This is a genomic window from Cytobacillus sp. FSL M8-0252 (genome assembly GCF_038007345.1).
Classification (GTDB): Bacteria; Bacillota; Bacilli; order Bacillales; family Cytobacillaceae; genus Cytobacillus; species Cytobacillus kochii.
Map to the genome: position 1 here is coordinate 4,712,568 of NZ_JBBOWZ010000001.1, position 15,278 is coordinate 4,727,845.

General features: G+C 39.5%; 11 protein-coding genes and 4 tRNA genes. All 15 read right to left on the reverse strand.

The window, feature by feature from the left end; translation table 11 throughout:
- Window positions 1–3 precede the first annotated feature (3 nt).
- A complete protein-coding gene (gene yycF / locus MKX83_RS23780) occupies window positions 4–714 on the reverse strand; it encodes a response regulator YycF (RefSeq protein ID WP_095371356.1) in 711 nt (236 codons plus the stop codon).
- 345 nt (window positions 715–1,059) lie between these two features.
- The gene (locus MKX83_RS23785) at window positions 1,060–2,529 is read right to left on the reverse strand and encodes a M23 family metallopeptidase (protein ID WP_341058483.1); all 1,470 of its coding nucleotides are present in this window, start codon (window positions 2,527–2,529) and stop codon (window positions 1,060–1,062) included.
- A gap of 270 nt (window positions 2,530–2,799) precedes the next feature.
- Window positions 2,800–2,872, reverse strand: a tRNA-Phe gene (locus tag MKX83_RS23790).
- A gap of 47 nt (window positions 2,873–2,919) precedes the next feature.
- Window positions 2,920–2,996: transfer RNA gene (locus MKX83_RS23795), tRNA-Asp, on the reverse strand.
- A 73-nt stretch (window positions 2,997–3,069) separates the two neighbouring features.
- Window positions 3,070–3,141: transfer RNA gene (locus MKX83_RS23800), tRNA-Glu, on the reverse strand.
- A 14-nt stretch (window positions 3,142–3,155) separates the two neighbouring features.
- Window positions 3,156–3,231, reverse strand: a tRNA-Lys gene (locus MKX83_RS23805).
- 166 nt (window positions 3,232–3,397) lie between these two features.
- Window positions 3,398–3,781, reverse strand: coding sequence for a DoxX family protein (locus MKX83_RS23810; RefSeq protein WP_341058485.1), 384 nt, complete (start codon window positions 3,779–3,781; stop codon window positions 3,398–3,400).
- 136 nt (window positions 3,782–3,917) lie between these two features.
- The gene (locus tag MKX83_RS23815) at window positions 3,918–6,197 is read right to left on the reverse strand and encodes a peptidase G2 autoproteolytic cleavage domain-containing protein (protein ID WP_341058487.1); all 2,280 of its coding nucleotides are present in this window, start codon (window positions 6,195–6,197) and stop codon (window positions 3,918–3,920) included.
- Between the two features lie 155 nt (window positions 6,198–6,352).
- Window positions 6,353–7,645, reverse strand: a complete 1,293-nt coding sequence (locus MKX83_RS23820) for an adenylosuccinate synthase (RefSeq protein WP_341058490.1) — start codon at window positions 7,643–7,645, stop codon at window positions 6,353–6,355.
- A gap of 501 nt (window positions 7,646–8,146) precedes the next feature.
- Entirely contained in the window at window positions 8,147–9,511 is a 1,365-nt protein-coding gene (gene dnaB / locus MKX83_RS23825) for a replicative DNA helicase (protein ID WP_095371351.1), read from the reverse strand.
- A gap of 131 nt (window positions 9,512–9,642) precedes the next feature.
- Entirely contained in the window at window positions 9,643–10,092 is a 450-nt protein-coding gene (rplI, locus tag MKX83_RS23830) for a 50S ribosomal protein L9 (RefSeq protein ID WP_095371350.1), read from the reverse strand.
- Window positions 10,089–12,062, reverse strand: coding sequence for a DHH family phosphoesterase (locus MKX83_RS23835; protein ID WP_095371349.1), 1,974 nt, complete (start codon window positions 12,060–12,062; stop codon window positions 10,089–10,091). Before MKX83_RS23835 ends, rplI begins: the two co-directional genes overlap by 4 nt.
- Window positions 12,063–12,086: 24 nt before the next feature.
- Window positions 12,087–13,031 carry a YybS family protein gene (locus tag MKX83_RS23840; protein WP_095371348.1) on the reverse strand — a complete coding sequence of 315 codons (945 nt, stop codon included), beginning with the start codon at window positions 13,029–13,031 and terminating at the stop codon, window positions 12,087–12,089.
- Window positions 13,032–13,244: 213 nt separating this feature from the next.
- The gene (locus MKX83_RS23845; protein ID WP_341058499.1) at window positions 13,245–14,516 is read right to left on the reverse strand and encodes an MFS transporter; all 1,272 of its coding nucleotides are present in this window, start codon (window positions 14,514–14,516) and stop codon (window positions 13,245–13,247) included.
- Window positions 14,517–15,005: an ArsR/SmtB family transcription factor gene (locus tag MKX83_RS23850; protein WP_233435335.1), complete on the reverse strand. Its 489-nt coding sequence runs from the start codon at window positions 15,003–15,005 to the stop codon at window positions 14,517–14,519.
- Window positions 15,006–15,278: the final 273 nt, after the last annotated feature.

The following is a 15,278-nucleotide window of genomic DNA, read 5'->3' on the forward strand; positions in this document are numbered from 1 at the left end:
TACTTACTCCTGTTCTGGATTTCGCAAGTAGTATCCGACACCTCTTCTTGTAACGATCCATGTCGGATGACTTGGATTGTCTTCGATTTTTTCACGCAAACGTCTAACGGTTACGTCAACTGTTCTAACATCTCCGTAATAATCGTAGCCCCAAACAGTTTGAAGTAAATGTTCACGCGTCATTACTTGTCCAATATGCTTAGCTAAATAATGAAGTAATTCGAATTCTCTATGCGTTAGTTCGATCGTTTCACCGCGTTTAGAAACGATGTATGCGTCCGGGTGAATCGTGAGTGAGCCAACCTCAATTTCATTACTTTCATCTTCTTCATCCACTTTTGATGCAATTTGTTGATGACGACGAAGATTGGCTTTTACTCTGGCAATTAATTCCCTTGTGCTGAATGGTTTTGTTACATAGTCATCTGCTCCTAGCTCTAGCCCTAATACTTTATCAATTTCAGAGTCCTTTGCTGTGAGCATAATAATCGGCATATCATATTTCTTTCTTACTTCTCGGCAAACCTCAATGCCGTCTTTCTGTGGAAGCATAATATCTAATAGAATCATATCAGGCTTTACTTCTTCTACTTTTTCCAATGCGGAAACACCGTCATACACACAAGTTACATCGAAGCCTTCTTTATTTAAGTTAAACTGTAATATATCTGCAATTGGTTTTTCATCATCTACTACAAGAATTTTCTTATCCATCGTTGTTCTCCTTTATCCAATTATTATCTACTATCGTCACAATCATGTATCTTTTTCAAGATTATCATATCTAAGCTTATTGGGCTTGTAAAAGCATTTTGTAAAATTTCGTCAGCATGTATCCTACTCTACTTTATCACGTTACATACAAGTACGCATCATTTGTAATGTATCATATATGTACAAGTTATGGAAAAGCAAGATGGAAGGGGCTTTTTGTTTTGCGAGCGCTCTTAGATGGAACCTTGCCATACACACAAAAAAGCACGATAACTTCTGTTTATCAAAGCAGAGTTATTCGTGCTTAATGTTAGCTAAAACACTCATGTCCAAGCGCTTTTTTGATCATTGACTAATATAGTCTAATGGGTTTTTCAACTGACCATCTTTGTATAATTCAAAATGAAGGTGAACACCTGTTGAGTTACCAGTAGAGCCCATCACACCTAACTTAGAACCTTTCGTTACTGTCTCTCCTGCACTCACTGAGAGAGAATCTAAATGAGCATACAAGGTACGGTAGCCATTTTGATGGTCTATTTCTACTTTATAGCCATAACTGCTACTAAAGCCAGCTGAAATGACCTTTCCATTATCGGCTGCTTTAATGGTTCGATTACTTGGTCTGGCAATATCAATCCCTTTGTGGAGCTTACCCCAACGATGGCCAAGCTCGCTTGACACATATCCACCAACTGCTGGCCAAGCAAAGTCACCATCGCCAACATCAGGATTTTTTGTTCCTTTAATAAGGATTTCTTCTACAGGCTCATCAATGATTTCCTCTTTTAGTTCACTTTTATCGACTTCTTCACCATTTGATTCTTTCAAATGGTATAACACGTTACGTTTTCCTTTTTTCCCTTCTTGCTTTACTTTCTCTTCCCCTTTCAACATATCATCATCTTCTATTACTTTTGTGTTAAAGGGAATGTCTTCTTCTATATATTCTGATCTATTCGTAATCACATCAACGTACGGTTCGATTGTTTCAACAACAAGTTCTTGACCAACCTTTAGTACATCTTCTTGACCTATATCATTCAGGTCTTCAAGTTCTTCTGTAGATAAATGAAATTCGTCAGCAATCGTACTAATAGAGTCGCCTTCTTCAACTCTATATTTCTCTTGTTCTACTGTTCCTTTATTTAAGAAATTGATGACCTCATCAACAGACTGCACCTTGTTCGGATCTACTTTTTCTTTCTTCCATTCTATTTCCTCGGAAAATTTCGCATTCAACAGGCGGGTATCACCAATTGCTAATTCTGGTAGTGGCTCTTCTTCTTCTGAGCGCTCTTTTAACTCTTTATAGTCTTTTTCAGAAATGTACTGTAACTGTAGTTGCTGAAGCACTTCATTCGCTTCTTCTTGGTTCTTTACATAAGCAATTGTTTCACCATCAATTTCTAGTGCGACAGCATCTGCTTTAATAGAGATCCCTCTCAGCGCGTTTTCTGACGTTAACTCTTTGTCGCTTGCTTCATTAAAGGCTTTCCCTTCATCTTCAGGTAGATAGGAGAGCTCATGGTCTAACGCCTTTTGTATGCCCTCATAGGACTTCCCTTGGTTTTCAAGTTCATCCTCTACTATATTTTCAATCACTTGGGGATTATCAACTGTCCCCACATATTGATCACCTATATATACATAATACAAATCCGACTCTTCTGCTTCTGCTAATACTGATGTGGATCCACTCCACGCTAAACAACCACCAATCATAACGATTGCGGCCGCTTTCTTCCATTTATGTGTAACACGCTTAGATGTATGTTCTGTATATGTAGTCAGTCTTTGCTTCCATTGCTTCATGGTTCTTCCCCCTATACTACTTTACACCTTCTTGTTCTTATTAGTGCTATCAGACTAATCACTATTGCACCTAACTAATGTACCATATCGTCATTTTTACGAGTTTGATGTCTCGGTAATGTAATTAAACTGTATTTATGGTGACATAGTTTGACGTAATATAGGAAAAAACTACATAGAAAAGGGGGTATTTTGTCATATGATTGTAATAGAGGAAGGAGAAAAATATAAAAAAAGAGAGCACGAATTAAATTCATACTCCCTTTTTGATGGCTCAGGACGGAATCGAACCGCCGACACAAGGATTTTCAGTCCTTTGCTCTACCGACTGAGCTACTGAGCCATAAAAACAGCTTATCCAATTTTCATGATCACTATACAAGTGAATCATGGCGGTCCGGACGGGACTCGAACCCGCGACCTCCTGCGTGACAGGCAGGCATTCTAACCAACTGAACTACCGGACCAAATCTATATAAAATTCGTAATCAATGAAAGAATGAGCGCTTGCATCCCTATGATTACTACTATTAAAAAAGATGACCCCTACGGGATTCGAACCCGTGTTACCGCCGTGAAAGGGCGGTGTCTTAACCGCTTGACCAAGGGGCCATACGAATATAAAATGGTGAGCCATGAAGGACTCGAACCTTCGACCCTCTGATTAAAAGTCAGATGCTCTACCAACTGAGCTAATGGCTCGCTTTTTAATTTGAAGCGTTTTCTTTTCTTGACGACGCTTTTTATATTATCATAGGGTGATAGCTTTGTACACTCCTTTTTTTAATATTTTTTCAGAAAAACTTTTTCTAGTTAAAATCCTCTCATAACTTGTCTTATAAAAAAGAAAAAAACTAAATAACATGGGTCATTTAGTCTTTTTTTCAGTAGATAGATGTGTGAGTTTAATTGCCCCTAAAATAAGTGGGATTTGTAGTGGTAAACGCATCCATAAAAATAACGGATGAATCTTTTTACCTTTATAAAAAGTATTATTTTTTACTGCCATGTTGATATTAGCTGGGAAAACAAGCACCATGAAGAATGAAAGCAGCTTACCTACTAGACTTTGACCTCTTTTCGCCCAAAGTAACATCGCAAATGCGACCTCCAGCACACCTGTAATGAGGACAATCCCTTTTTTAAACGGTAAAGTTTCCGGCACAATCTTACGAAAATTTCGTTCCCGAACAAAATGAAGGACTCCTGCTACAAACAAGATCAATGAATACATGCCTTTTAATATTTTCAAATTCTTCCACCACCTTAGTACGTTCAATGCCCTAATTTTTTACTTTCTAAACCATTCTACTATTCTCAACATCACTCTATGTAAAAGTGACGACTCCACCTTTTCAACTTTATAGTGAAGTCGTTTATTTAGATTTTTAAAGATGATTATTACCATCCAATCTACTCATTAGAGAAGCTAATTGATTTTTTAAATCTTTTATCTCACGACTAATTGTTGCATTTTCCTGTTGTAAAGCCTCCATCTTTACGTCACTCTCTTCTTTTTGCGTACGATATTCCTGCATCGTCACAGCGCTTTGCTTTTGCAGCTCTTCTATCACTGCTATGTCTCTTTTTAACTTTCGGTTTTCATCATCATTCGGCTTGATCAAAACTAATACTTGGTTATCCCCTGTCCGTTTAATGACGCGGAACCCACCCGTTGCCTTCGTAGCAATTCCATCATCATTAGAATGACAATACCCATCGACTTCACATGTGCCATCATCTCTTACAAGAATTTGGCCCACTAGTCCAACCGGTACCCACTCTGGGCGTTTTTCTCTTGGAATGTACGTCTTTTGCGTGTCCCATTCTGGATTCATAACTGGTTGTGTCTCTGTTGAAGCAGGAATTATGACGTTTCCTTCTTTATCTTTCTTTTCAAGGATCTCCACTTCATGATACGTTCTTCTTCCCCATTCATCCAATTGGTAGCGCCCATGCCAGCTAAGGCCTGCACTATTGCCAATGATGCTCGGAGTCGCGCTAGTAACCCCAAGTATATAGTTATCTAATGATGTAGCCTTTTTGATTTTGTCACCCTCTAAGGTAACAAAGTAGCCCACTTCTATTTCTTCTCCATTCACAGATTCAAACATTTCTGCAAAGTCGGCTCCACCTGTGTTGTAGGACGCACCGTCGATGTACATTTCTCCATTGCTGGCGAGCCATTTGGCGCCAATTGCTCTGGCATTAGTCCCTGTGCCATTACCAATAAACCATGAATTGGCTTCTTCTGCATTGCCAAACACACCCATAATATGTGAGGCAGCAAAACCTTCCGTGGAGGTATAGAATCCTTCCGCATGAGAATAAATTCCACTTGCTACAGTTTGCCGACCTTGAGCATGAGAATAATTACCGCTAGCTAACGTTTCATAGCCTTCTGCATGAGCCGCTTGACCACTAGCACTATTATAAATACCTTCTGTATGAGATGCTTCGCCAGTTGCATTTGTTCTCGACCCTTCCGCATGTGCTGAAGCAGCACTTGCAGTTGTATAAATACCTTCTGCATGCGAACCACTCGCACTTGCAGTTGAAAAACCACCTTCTGCATGCGAATACCAACCACTTGCCTCTGTTTGATATCCTTCCGCATGAGAACGATCAGCCCTTGCGATTGTTTTATCTCCTTCTGCATGGGAATACCATCCATATGTCTCTGTTTGATACCCCTCTGCGTGGGAATACCATCCATATGTTTTTGATTGATATCCTTCTGCGTGTGAGTATGGGGTAATAGCTTCTGTTTGATACCCCTCAGCATGGGTGCATATACTATTAGCCATTGTCATCTGCCCCTCAGCGTGGGAATTTTCCCCTGCAGCTGTCGTTTGGTTACCTTCAGCATGCGCATTTAATCCACTTGCTGTTGTTTGGGAACCCTCGGCATGGGCATTCTCTCCACTTGCTGCTGTATATGAACCTTCCGCGTGAGATGACGCGCCACTTGCTTCTGAATGATCCCCTTCTGCATGAGCAGAGTTTCCAGCAGCAACCGTTCCATCTCCTTCTGCGTGAGAAGTCGCACCGATTGTTCTTGTTTGATAACCTTCAGTATGAGAACCAATGCCAATGGCTTCTGTTTGTGAACCTTCCGCGTGCGAAGCAACCCCTGAAGCAACACTTTGATACCCTTCTGCATGAGTAACATTTCCAATTGCCTGTGTTTCAAAACCTTCTGCATGCGCACCAAGTCCAATCGCTTGTGTTGCTTGCCCCTCTGTATGTGAAGCAATTCCTTGTGCAGTTGATTGGTACCCTTCCGCGTGGGAAACATCCCCGGTTGCTTGAGATCCATCCCCCTCCGCATGGGCTGTTACTCCAGATGCAAGGGTGTTCACTCCCTCCGCATGGGCACTATCTCCGACTGCCTGTGTTGCAAAGCCCTCCGCATGCGCAGCAATGCCAATTGCTTGTGTTTGACTTCCTTCTGCATGCGAGGCACTAGCTGTTGTTTCCGTCATATAGCCTTCTGCATGTGAGGCATCCCCTGCCGCAAGTGTATGCGATCCTTCTGCATGTGAAGCCTCCCCGTTTGCAACAGTTTCAAAACCTTCCGCATGCGCAGCAGCGGCGTTCGCAATTGTATTTAACCCTTCAGCCGTTGAACAATCTCCTAATGCTTGTTGGTTACATGGATTATCCATCAATTTATCTCCTTCCAACATCGTTTTATATTTAATGTATGAAAATAGGTAAAGTCGGCTTGTACAAATACCTATACAATGTAGAAGGTATATCATATGGAACATAGAAAAAAAGACCGTACCTTCTAAAGGTACGATCTTAAAAAGCTTATTTTTTAGTTTTGTCTCCAAGGGCTTAAGACCACATTTGTTTGCGTACGGTCAGGGCCAACAGAGAATACTGACAATGGAATGCCTGTTAATTGAGAGACACGCTCTAAGTAGTGACGTGCATTTGCTGGCAACTCATCTAAAGATTTGCAAGCTGTAATATCTTCTGTCCAGCCTGGCAGCTCTTCATATACTGGTTCGCAATCAGCCAGGACTTTTAAGCTCGCTGGGAATTCTTCAATGATTTCGCCTTTGTAGCTATAAGCCGTACAGATTTTCAAAGTATCAATGCCTGTAAGAACATCAATAGAATTGAGTGAAAGATCTGTGATTCCGCTCACACGACGCGCATGTCGCACAACGACACTATCAAACCAACCAACACGACGAGGACGACCTGTTGTTGTACCATATTCACGACCAACTTCGCGGATTTGATCACCAATCTCATTATTTAATTCAGTTGGGAAAGGTCCATCTCCTACACGAGTTGTATAGGCTTTGGAAACCCCAACAACATGTTTAATTTTTGTTGGTCCTACACCAGAACCGATTGCGACACCGCCAGCTACTGGATTAGAAGAGGTAACGAATGGATATGTTCCTTGATCAATATCAAGCATAACCCCTTGTGCACCTTCAAATAATACTCTACGGCCATCATCAAGTGAATCATTCAATACAACGGATGTATCACATACATATTTCTTCACTTGTTGACCGTACTCATAATACTCTTCCAGGATGTCTTCGATTTTGAAGCCTTCTGTTTCATAAATTCTTTCAAGTAAACGGTTTTTATCCGCTAAGTTACGAGCAAGCTTCTCTTCAAATACTTCTTTATCTAATAAATCTGCGATACGGATTCCAACACGAGCGGCTTTATCCATATAAGCAGGTCCGATTCCTTTTTTCGTTGTACCAATTTTGTTATCGCCTTTGCTGTTCTCTTCTACCTCATCTAATTTTAAGTGGTAAGGTAAAATGACATGGGCGCGGTTACTAATACGTAAATTATCTGTTGTCACGCCTTTTTCATGTAAGTAAGCCAATTCTTGTACCAATGCTTTAGGATCAACGACCATTCCGTTACCAATGACACAAATTTTATCACTATAAAAAATACCTGATGGAATTAAATGCAATTTATACGTTTCACCGTTAAATTTAATTGTATGTCCAGCGTTATTACCGCCTTGATATCTTGCGATCACTTCCGCATTCTCTGATAGAAAATCCGTGATTTTCCCTTTACCTTCGTCTCCCCATTGTGTTCCTACAACAACTACTGATGACATTACGAATGCACCTCCGAGGTTTCTTTTTCCCTTATCAAACAAACTAATTTTACAATTTTATTATGATAAAGTCAATAAAACACGAACATTTTATTCATATATCGAAAAATACGTTCGTGAAACAATTGAGTAATTCTTGCATCAAGGGTTGGATGACACCTGTTTTTACTGCTTCTCAGTTATTAAACTCTGTTAGTAAATATACGAAAATAAAACGACGGTTAGGTGGTTTTTGTACTGTTGATCTTATATGACATTGATTTTTATTAAATATATGGGGGATTATTTTTGCTCGGCTATGTTTGTGTTTTTCCTTTTGATGTACGAGCAATTCACTTCTGCCCCGTTATCTTTATAATTCCCCCCCAAACCACTTCCACTCCACCATTTTCACCAATATCTATCTCAAAACATGTGCAATCTCACCGCTCCTTTTATATTTACCCATTTGCCGCGACTTCCATTAAAAAAGAGGGAACCAGCCAAATGCTGTTTCCCTCTTTATGCCCCAGGCGGAGCAAATGAATCGTCAAATCTTTTTTCTAGGTTGACGAATTTATTATATTCTTTGACGAAGGCGAGCTGGACGGTACCAACCGGGCCGTTACGTTGTTTAGCGATGATGATTTCGATGATGTTTTTGTCTTCGGACTCTTTGTCATAATAATCATCACGATATAAGAAGGCAACGATATCAGCATCCTGCTCAATACTTCCTGATTCACGTATATCAGACATCATTGGACGTTTATCTTGTCGTTGCTCAACGCCACGGGATAGCTGAGATAAGGCAATAACAGGTACTTGCAGTTCCCTCGCAAGTGCTTTTAGGGAACGAGAGATTTCAGAGACTTCTTGCTGACGGTTTTCACCAGAACGGCCGCTACCTAAAATAAGCTGCAAATAGTCAATGAGAATCATGCCTAAGCCATGTTCCTGCTTCAAGCGGCGACATTTTGAACGAATTTCAGTGATTCTAACACCAGGCGTATCATCAATAAAAATGCCAGCATTCGATAGGCTCCCCATCGCCATCGTCAGCTTGCCCCAATCATCATCGGTTAAAGAACCTGTTCTGAGACGTTGTGCATCGATATTTCCTTCCGCACAAAGCATACGCATAACGAGTTGTTCAGCACCCATCTCCAAACTAAATATCGCAACATTTTCTTGTGTTTTTACGGCAACGTTTTGCGCGATATTTAAGGCAAAAGCTGTTTTACCAACGGAAGGTCTAGCGCCAACGATAATTAAATCATTGCGCTGAAAGCCTGCTGTCATATGATCAAGCTCAGCAAACCCAGTCGCTATTCCAGTGATATCACCTTTACGATTATGCATGACCTCGATATTATCATACGTACGAACAAGCACATCTTTAATATTGTGGAAAGCCCCTGCATTTTTACGTTGCGATACTTCTAATATATTTTTTTCTGCTTCGCCAAGTAGTGATTCTACTTCATCTTCTCTCGTATATCCATCTTGGGCAATGTCTGTTGCCGTACGGATAAGTCTACGTAAGATCGATTTTTCTTCTACTATCTTAGCATAATATTCTATATTTGCTGCTGTTGGAACAGATGCAGCTAATTCACTTAAATAAGTTACTCCGCCTGTATCCTCTAACATTTTGGCTGCGTTCAATTCTTCTGTTACTGTTACTAAATCAACGGCTTCTCCCTTGTCATTTAGTTTCAGCATGACATTAAAGATTCTTTGATGAGCCGCTCTATAGAAATCTTCAGGAATTAATAGTTCTGAAGCCATTGTTAACGAGGAAGGCTCCAGAAAGATTGCGCCTAGAACAGCTTGTTCAGCCTCTATGTTTTGCGGAGGGAGACGATCAGCAAATAATTCACTCAAAACAAATAGAACCCCCTCATACTGACACATTTTAAACACGTTAGATGACAAAAATGTGATCAGCCTTCACCGATCACATTTTTTCACTCTATTATTTTACCATGAATTCTTTTGATGCGTTGTTAAATTCTTTAATTGGCTTCTTTTACATGTACATTTAACGTAGCAGATACTTCTGTGTGCAGTTTAACCGGTACTTTTGTGTATCCTAAAGTACGAATGGCGTCACTTAATTCGATTTTGCGCTTGTCGATTTTAATATCATGCGCCTTCTTTAATTCTTCAGCAATTTGCTTGCTTGTAATCGAACCGAATAGACGACCGCCCTCTCCAGCTTTTGTTGAAAATTCGAGTGTCAACTTCTCCAATGTTTCTTTTAATTGCTTCGCTTCTTCTAACTCAGCTGCTGCTTCTTTTTCTTCTTTCTTTTTTTGTGCATTCAATGAACTCACATTTGAGTTATTTGCTTCTACAGCGAGTCCTTGTTTAATTAAAAAGTTATGTGCATAGCCGTCTGCTACGTTCTTCACTTCACCTTTTTTCCCTTTTCCTTTAACATCTTTTAAGAAAATGACTTTCATTCTTCTTTTCTCCCTTCTAAATACTCATCAATTGCTTCTTTTAATTTACCTTCCACATCATTGATTGAGACATCATCTAATTGAGTAGCAGCATTTGTCAAATGGCCGCCCCCTTCTAGCGCCTCCATAATGACCTGTACGTTAATATCACCTAATGAGCGAGCACTCACACCAATCATTTCATCAGCACGATAAGAAATGACGAATGAAGCTGTCACACCGTCCATTGCCAGTAATGTATCAGCTGCTTGTGCAATTAACACTTGGTCGTATATATCGTCCTCAGCACCTTTAGCAATGGCGAGGCCATTTCGGTAAAATTCTACCGTTTCAATGATTTTCGCCCGTTTAATATACGTGTCGACATCTTCTTTCAAGAATCGTTGCACAAGGACTGTATCCGCTCCTTGTCCTCTTAAATAAGATGCTGCATCAAAGGTTCTGGCGCCTGTTCTTAACGTAAAGCTCTTCGTATCAACGATGATTCCAGCGAGTAGTGCAGTCGCCTCAAGCATATCAATTTTACGATTCTTCGGTTGATATTCTAGCAATTCCGTCACTAATTCTGCTGTCGAAGAGGCATAAGGCTCCATATAAACAAGCAGCGGATTTTTAATAAAATCTTCGCCGCGACGATGATGATCAATCACAACTACATCTTCTATTTTAGCAAGCAATCGCTCTTCTATCACCATAGAAGGCTTATGGGTATCAACAACAACAAGTAAAGTATCGTCAGTTGCCATCTCTAACGCTTGATCTGGCGTGATGAATTTCGCATAAAGCTCTTCTTTTTTCTCTATCTCACCCATTAAACGATTTACGCTTTGATCAAATTCGTCTTTATTAACGACAATATAGCCATCACGATGGTTCATCTCTGCTACCTTCTGAATACCAATGGCAGCACCAATTGCGTCCATATCCGGTCGTTTATGACCCATGACGATGACTTTATCACTTTCAGAGACTAATTCCTTTAAAGCGTGAGAAATAACGCGTGCCCGCACCCTCGTTCGTTTCTCGACGGGGTTCGTCTTCCCTCCGAAAAATTTCACTTTACCATTTGGCTGTTTAATTGCTACCTGGTCACCACCTCTACCGAGAGCAAGGTCTAAACTAGACTGAGCTAAGACACCTAGTTCTGGCAAATCGGAAACCCCTGCTCCGACACCTATACTTAATGTGAGTGGCACATTTTGTTTTGCCGTCGTTTCTCTGACAAAATCAAGAATGGTGAATTTACTTTTCTCGAATTGGTCCAAAATACTTTCGTTAAAGACGGCAATAAACCGCTCTGAAGATACACGCTTAAAGAAAACGCCATTTTCCATGGCCCATTTATTCAGAATAGAGGTGACAAGATTATTCAAACTACTTCTTGTCTGGTCATCCATTCCTTGTGTTAAATCATCATAATTATCTAAAAAGATAATAGCAATAACGGTACGTTCATCTTCGTATAATTTTTCAATCTGTGTTTGCTCAGTTACATCAAAGAAATAAAGCAGACGTTCATCAGGCTTATGTACCACACGAAATTTGCGATCTGTTAGCGTAATGGTTTCTGATTCAATCTCTTTCTTAATGATAGGGATTAAGGCATCTGCCACATCATAAAGTGATCTCCCTACCAATGTATCTTCCCCAAAGCATGATGCCATATAAGGATTCGTCCAATCGATATAATACTCATCATTAATCAGCATAATTCCAATTGGCATCTCCATTAATGCTTCTTCCCCTACCTTTTTCACACGGTAAGATAAGGTCGATATGTACTCCTCTGTTTCCTTCCTCTGCTCATAATCAAACTTAAATAATAGGTAGAAAGGAATGCCGAAAAGGAGGAGCGCAACGAGACTCAATATCCAATTGTACAACGCCATAATCGCTAGAAGAACGACGGTTACACCAATTAAAGCAAACAGGCAATAACGCATCGTTTTCTTTTCTAAATACGAGGGCATGTTTTCAACTCCTAAACAGTAGTGTTATGCATCCCTATTATCTAATCGTTTTCTTAAATCAAATCCTATATCAATTATACCTAATATCCTCACAATATAAAGGAAGATTGGCATTAAAAAGGTAAATATGAGGATGGCAATGGGCACAATCTTTGGCCAATTCTTTAATCTGCTATAGAAGAAGATAAAGGCGAGCCCTTGAATCACCATAATTAGCTGTAAAACGAAAAGGAGATTCATAATGGCCATCGTTGTAAAAGAACCTTCCTCTGGTCTCATGACAAATTGGGCAAGGATGGTTAATAAATAATACCATAAAATACTTTTCGGGAAACTGATATCGGCAAATGAGCGCCATTTTTTCACTTCAATACCAAATCTCCTGACAATGGGTACACCAATCAGCTGAATAATAAATACATACATTGCAGAAGAAAGCACAAGGAGACTTGGAAGTAATGTCTCTAATGCAGTAATTGTCGCTTCTAACTGCTCGATAATTTGTTCTGCTTCATTATTATCTATCGTAGATAACATGTTTTTTGTCATATCCATTGATTGCTCAAGAACTACTTTTAGTTCCTCAACAAAATTGATATTCAATAGCACGTTCATGCCAGCAAAAACGAGTAAAAACATCGCTAAAAACGCTAAAGAACCACCGAGCAACATCGCTGTCCGTTCTTTCTTCAGCTTAATTAACTCTCCAATCACTAACCCTGTTAAGCCAAAGATAAGGGTTAATGGAATGGCTGTAATGGTTCCAACAATGAATGAAATCAAAATAGCCGCAACAAAAAAGATAGCCGCATCACTTCGCTTATTTTTAGCGGCAAATAACATAAAAGGAACCGGTAAGCCGAAAGTGACAATTGTTCCGATAATCGGCAAATAAAGGGACATCAATAGTAACACAGCAAAAGCAGCTAATAAAACTGCCCCTTCAGTAAGTTTATGTACATTTTTCAAATAGATTCACCTCTCAAATTGGGCACAAGCCCGCATCTATTATTGTATACACTCATGGATAGGTATTCAACTGAATGAATGCTTCATTTCGTGTAAATATATTCTTTCATAACCAAATCATCCTTATCTATCAAGAAAACAGGCAATCATGCAAAAAACCTCCAAGAATGAAGGTTCAATCATTCTAGAAGGTTCTCATTACGATTTTCCCTTTTATGCTTCGGTTGAAACGACCTTGGTTTGGTCAGTTTGTTTTAATAGGTTAAAAAACTGTTTATTTCTTGTATGATAAAGAATCATACAAATAATACTGCCTCCTGAAACGAGCATGATCACCCATATCGGCCACCATTCAAGAAATAAACCAAATAGGATATACCCTAAAGGTGTTGCTGCACTCGCACCTGTTTCGAGTATGGCCATCACTCTACCACGATATTCATCTTTTGTACTTTTTTGAATGAGTACCATCACTGGAATATTAATAATCATGATTGCTGCCGCTAGGAGTAGCACGATCCCTATTAAATAAACGAAGACCACTTGATTAGAAATCTCTATCAGTTGTGGCATTCCTATTAACATTAACAATATTCCTAAGCACACCATACCAATTCCAATACTGAATGATTTATTTTTCATCTCTGCTTTTAACGACAGAATCGTACTCATGACTAACATGCCCACAGCAAAGCTACCCTCAATAAGACCAAATTGATAAGTTGGCATTTGGCGAATCGTAAGAACGAGATAAGGTAGTGCTACGGGAAAAACTGCAAACCAAAAATTCACCCATATAGACATAAAGATTAATTGGCGAAGCAAGGTTTGTTTTTTTACATAGGATAGACCTGCTCTTAACTCGGTCTGAATCGTTCCTACTTGCTGTTTTTCTGTTTTTTCGACAAATAAGTAATAGTTAATAAAAAGACTGGCTATACCGGAAAGGAAAAATCCACATATGTTGATCAACATGAAGCTTGAGAGAGGTAATAGTCCGAAAAGGATGCCTCCAAGTATTGGCCCTAATATAACGGAGAAGGAGGCCACGGCTTGATTGAGAGACATTGCTTTTTGTAAGAAATCTGGACCGACCATATTGTATATGGAGGACATCACTGCTGAAGAATAGAAGGTATTGATGATACTGAGTACGCATGTCGCTAAATAAAGTAGCCAAATGTCTTGTGTGACAAAAATAAACAAACCACAAATAACGGCAATCCAAAGGGCACAAGCAAAATTGGTTGTAATAATGATTCTTTTACGGTTCCATCGGTCGCTCAATGTCCCAGCAAGTGGGGCGAGTATAATACGAGGTAGAATAGTAAGTAAGAGGGTAATCGAAAAGTTGACGGCCGAACCCGTAACCGCAAGAACATATAATCCTATCGCGAAACTATAGATAGATGACCCAAACACAATCACTACTTTCGCTAAGAGAAACAGCACCAAATTCTTTTTTATGGCTGCTGACGATGGCATTTAACTTTCCCCCTCTTTCGGTAGTTTCTTAAACGAGCAATTCACTTCATAAGTATCACGATTTTTTGTCTGCTCATCAGGTTTAACCGTCTTTTTAAAATACTTCAAAAACAGCTCATCTACCTCATCTTGGAATAATTGCAGCTCTTCTTTGGTTAAAGATAAAGTTGTTCCTCTTGTACTTTTTCCTTTATCCTCAACATTCGCACCTGTTTGATTAAGATGAAATTGATTAGCCTTCGCTCGGTAATACTTTTCGATAATTCCTTTGTACTCCTTCGTTGATTCAATCTCTAAAATGTTACCCTTATAAAGTTGCTGAATATGGTAATGGATACTACCTGCTGATTTCCCCAACTCATCTGCTACTTGCTTCGCTGTGAGCGCGCGTTCCGACAGTAAAAAGATAATTTTCATTCGCAACGGATTAGAGATCAGTTTTTGTTGATGTATATCAATATTCATGGACTTCCATTCAAAAGATGTCATTTTCATCTCCCCTATCTAATTGTATTGTATGTTCTAGATTAATAATACGTTCTAACTTTTTAGAATGCAAGGTATATTTTTAAATATTCTAATTATTTAGAGTGTGGATAACCTCAACTCAGGGAGTGTCGACCATCGGATTGATTCTTAGGAGACTCTATATGGGCACAAGGAGCGGAAATAAAAGGGGGTGTGATTCTAACCGTTGCAAATAATGAGGGCTAACTGTGTTTACACAGCTATCTTCCAATTGTTTTCGATCTAATCCAATCA

What these genes read in the sequence shown, in the direction of transcription:
- MKX83_RS23785 (WP_341058483.1), bottom strand. Translation starts at nt 2,529, where the DNA reads ATGAAGCAATGGAAGCAAAGACTGACTACATATACAGAACATACATCT.
- rplI (WP_095371350.1), bottom strand. Translation starts at nt 10,092, where the DNA reads ATGAAAGTCATTTTCTTAAAAGATGTTAAAGGAAAAGGGAAAAAAGGT.
- yycF (WP_095371356.1), bottom strand. Translation starts at nt 714, where the DNA reads ATGGATAAGAAAATTCTTGTAGTAGATGATGAAAAACCAATTGCAGAT.
- MKX83_RS23850 (WP_233435335.1), bottom strand. Translation starts at nt 15,005, where the DNA reads ATGACATCTTTTGAATGGAAGTCCATGAATATTGATATACATCAACAA.
- MKX83_RS23835 (WP_095371349.1), bottom strand. Translation starts at nt 12,062, where the DNA reads ATGCCCTCGTATTTAGAAAAGAAAACGATGCGTTATTGCCTGTTTGCT.
- MKX83_RS23820 (WP_341058490.1), bottom strand. Translation starts at nt 7,645, where the DNA reads ATGTCATCAGTAGTTGTTGTAGGAACACAATGGGGAGACGAAGGTAAA.
- MKX83_RS23815 (WP_341058487.1), bottom strand. Translation starts at nt 6,197, where the DNA reads ATGGATAATCCATGTAACCAACAAGCATTAGGAGATTGTTCAACGGCT.
- MKX83_RS23845 (WP_341058499.1), bottom strand. Translation starts at nt 14,516, where the DNA reads ATGCCATCGTCAGCAGCCATAAAAAAGAATTTGGTGCTGTTTCTCTTA.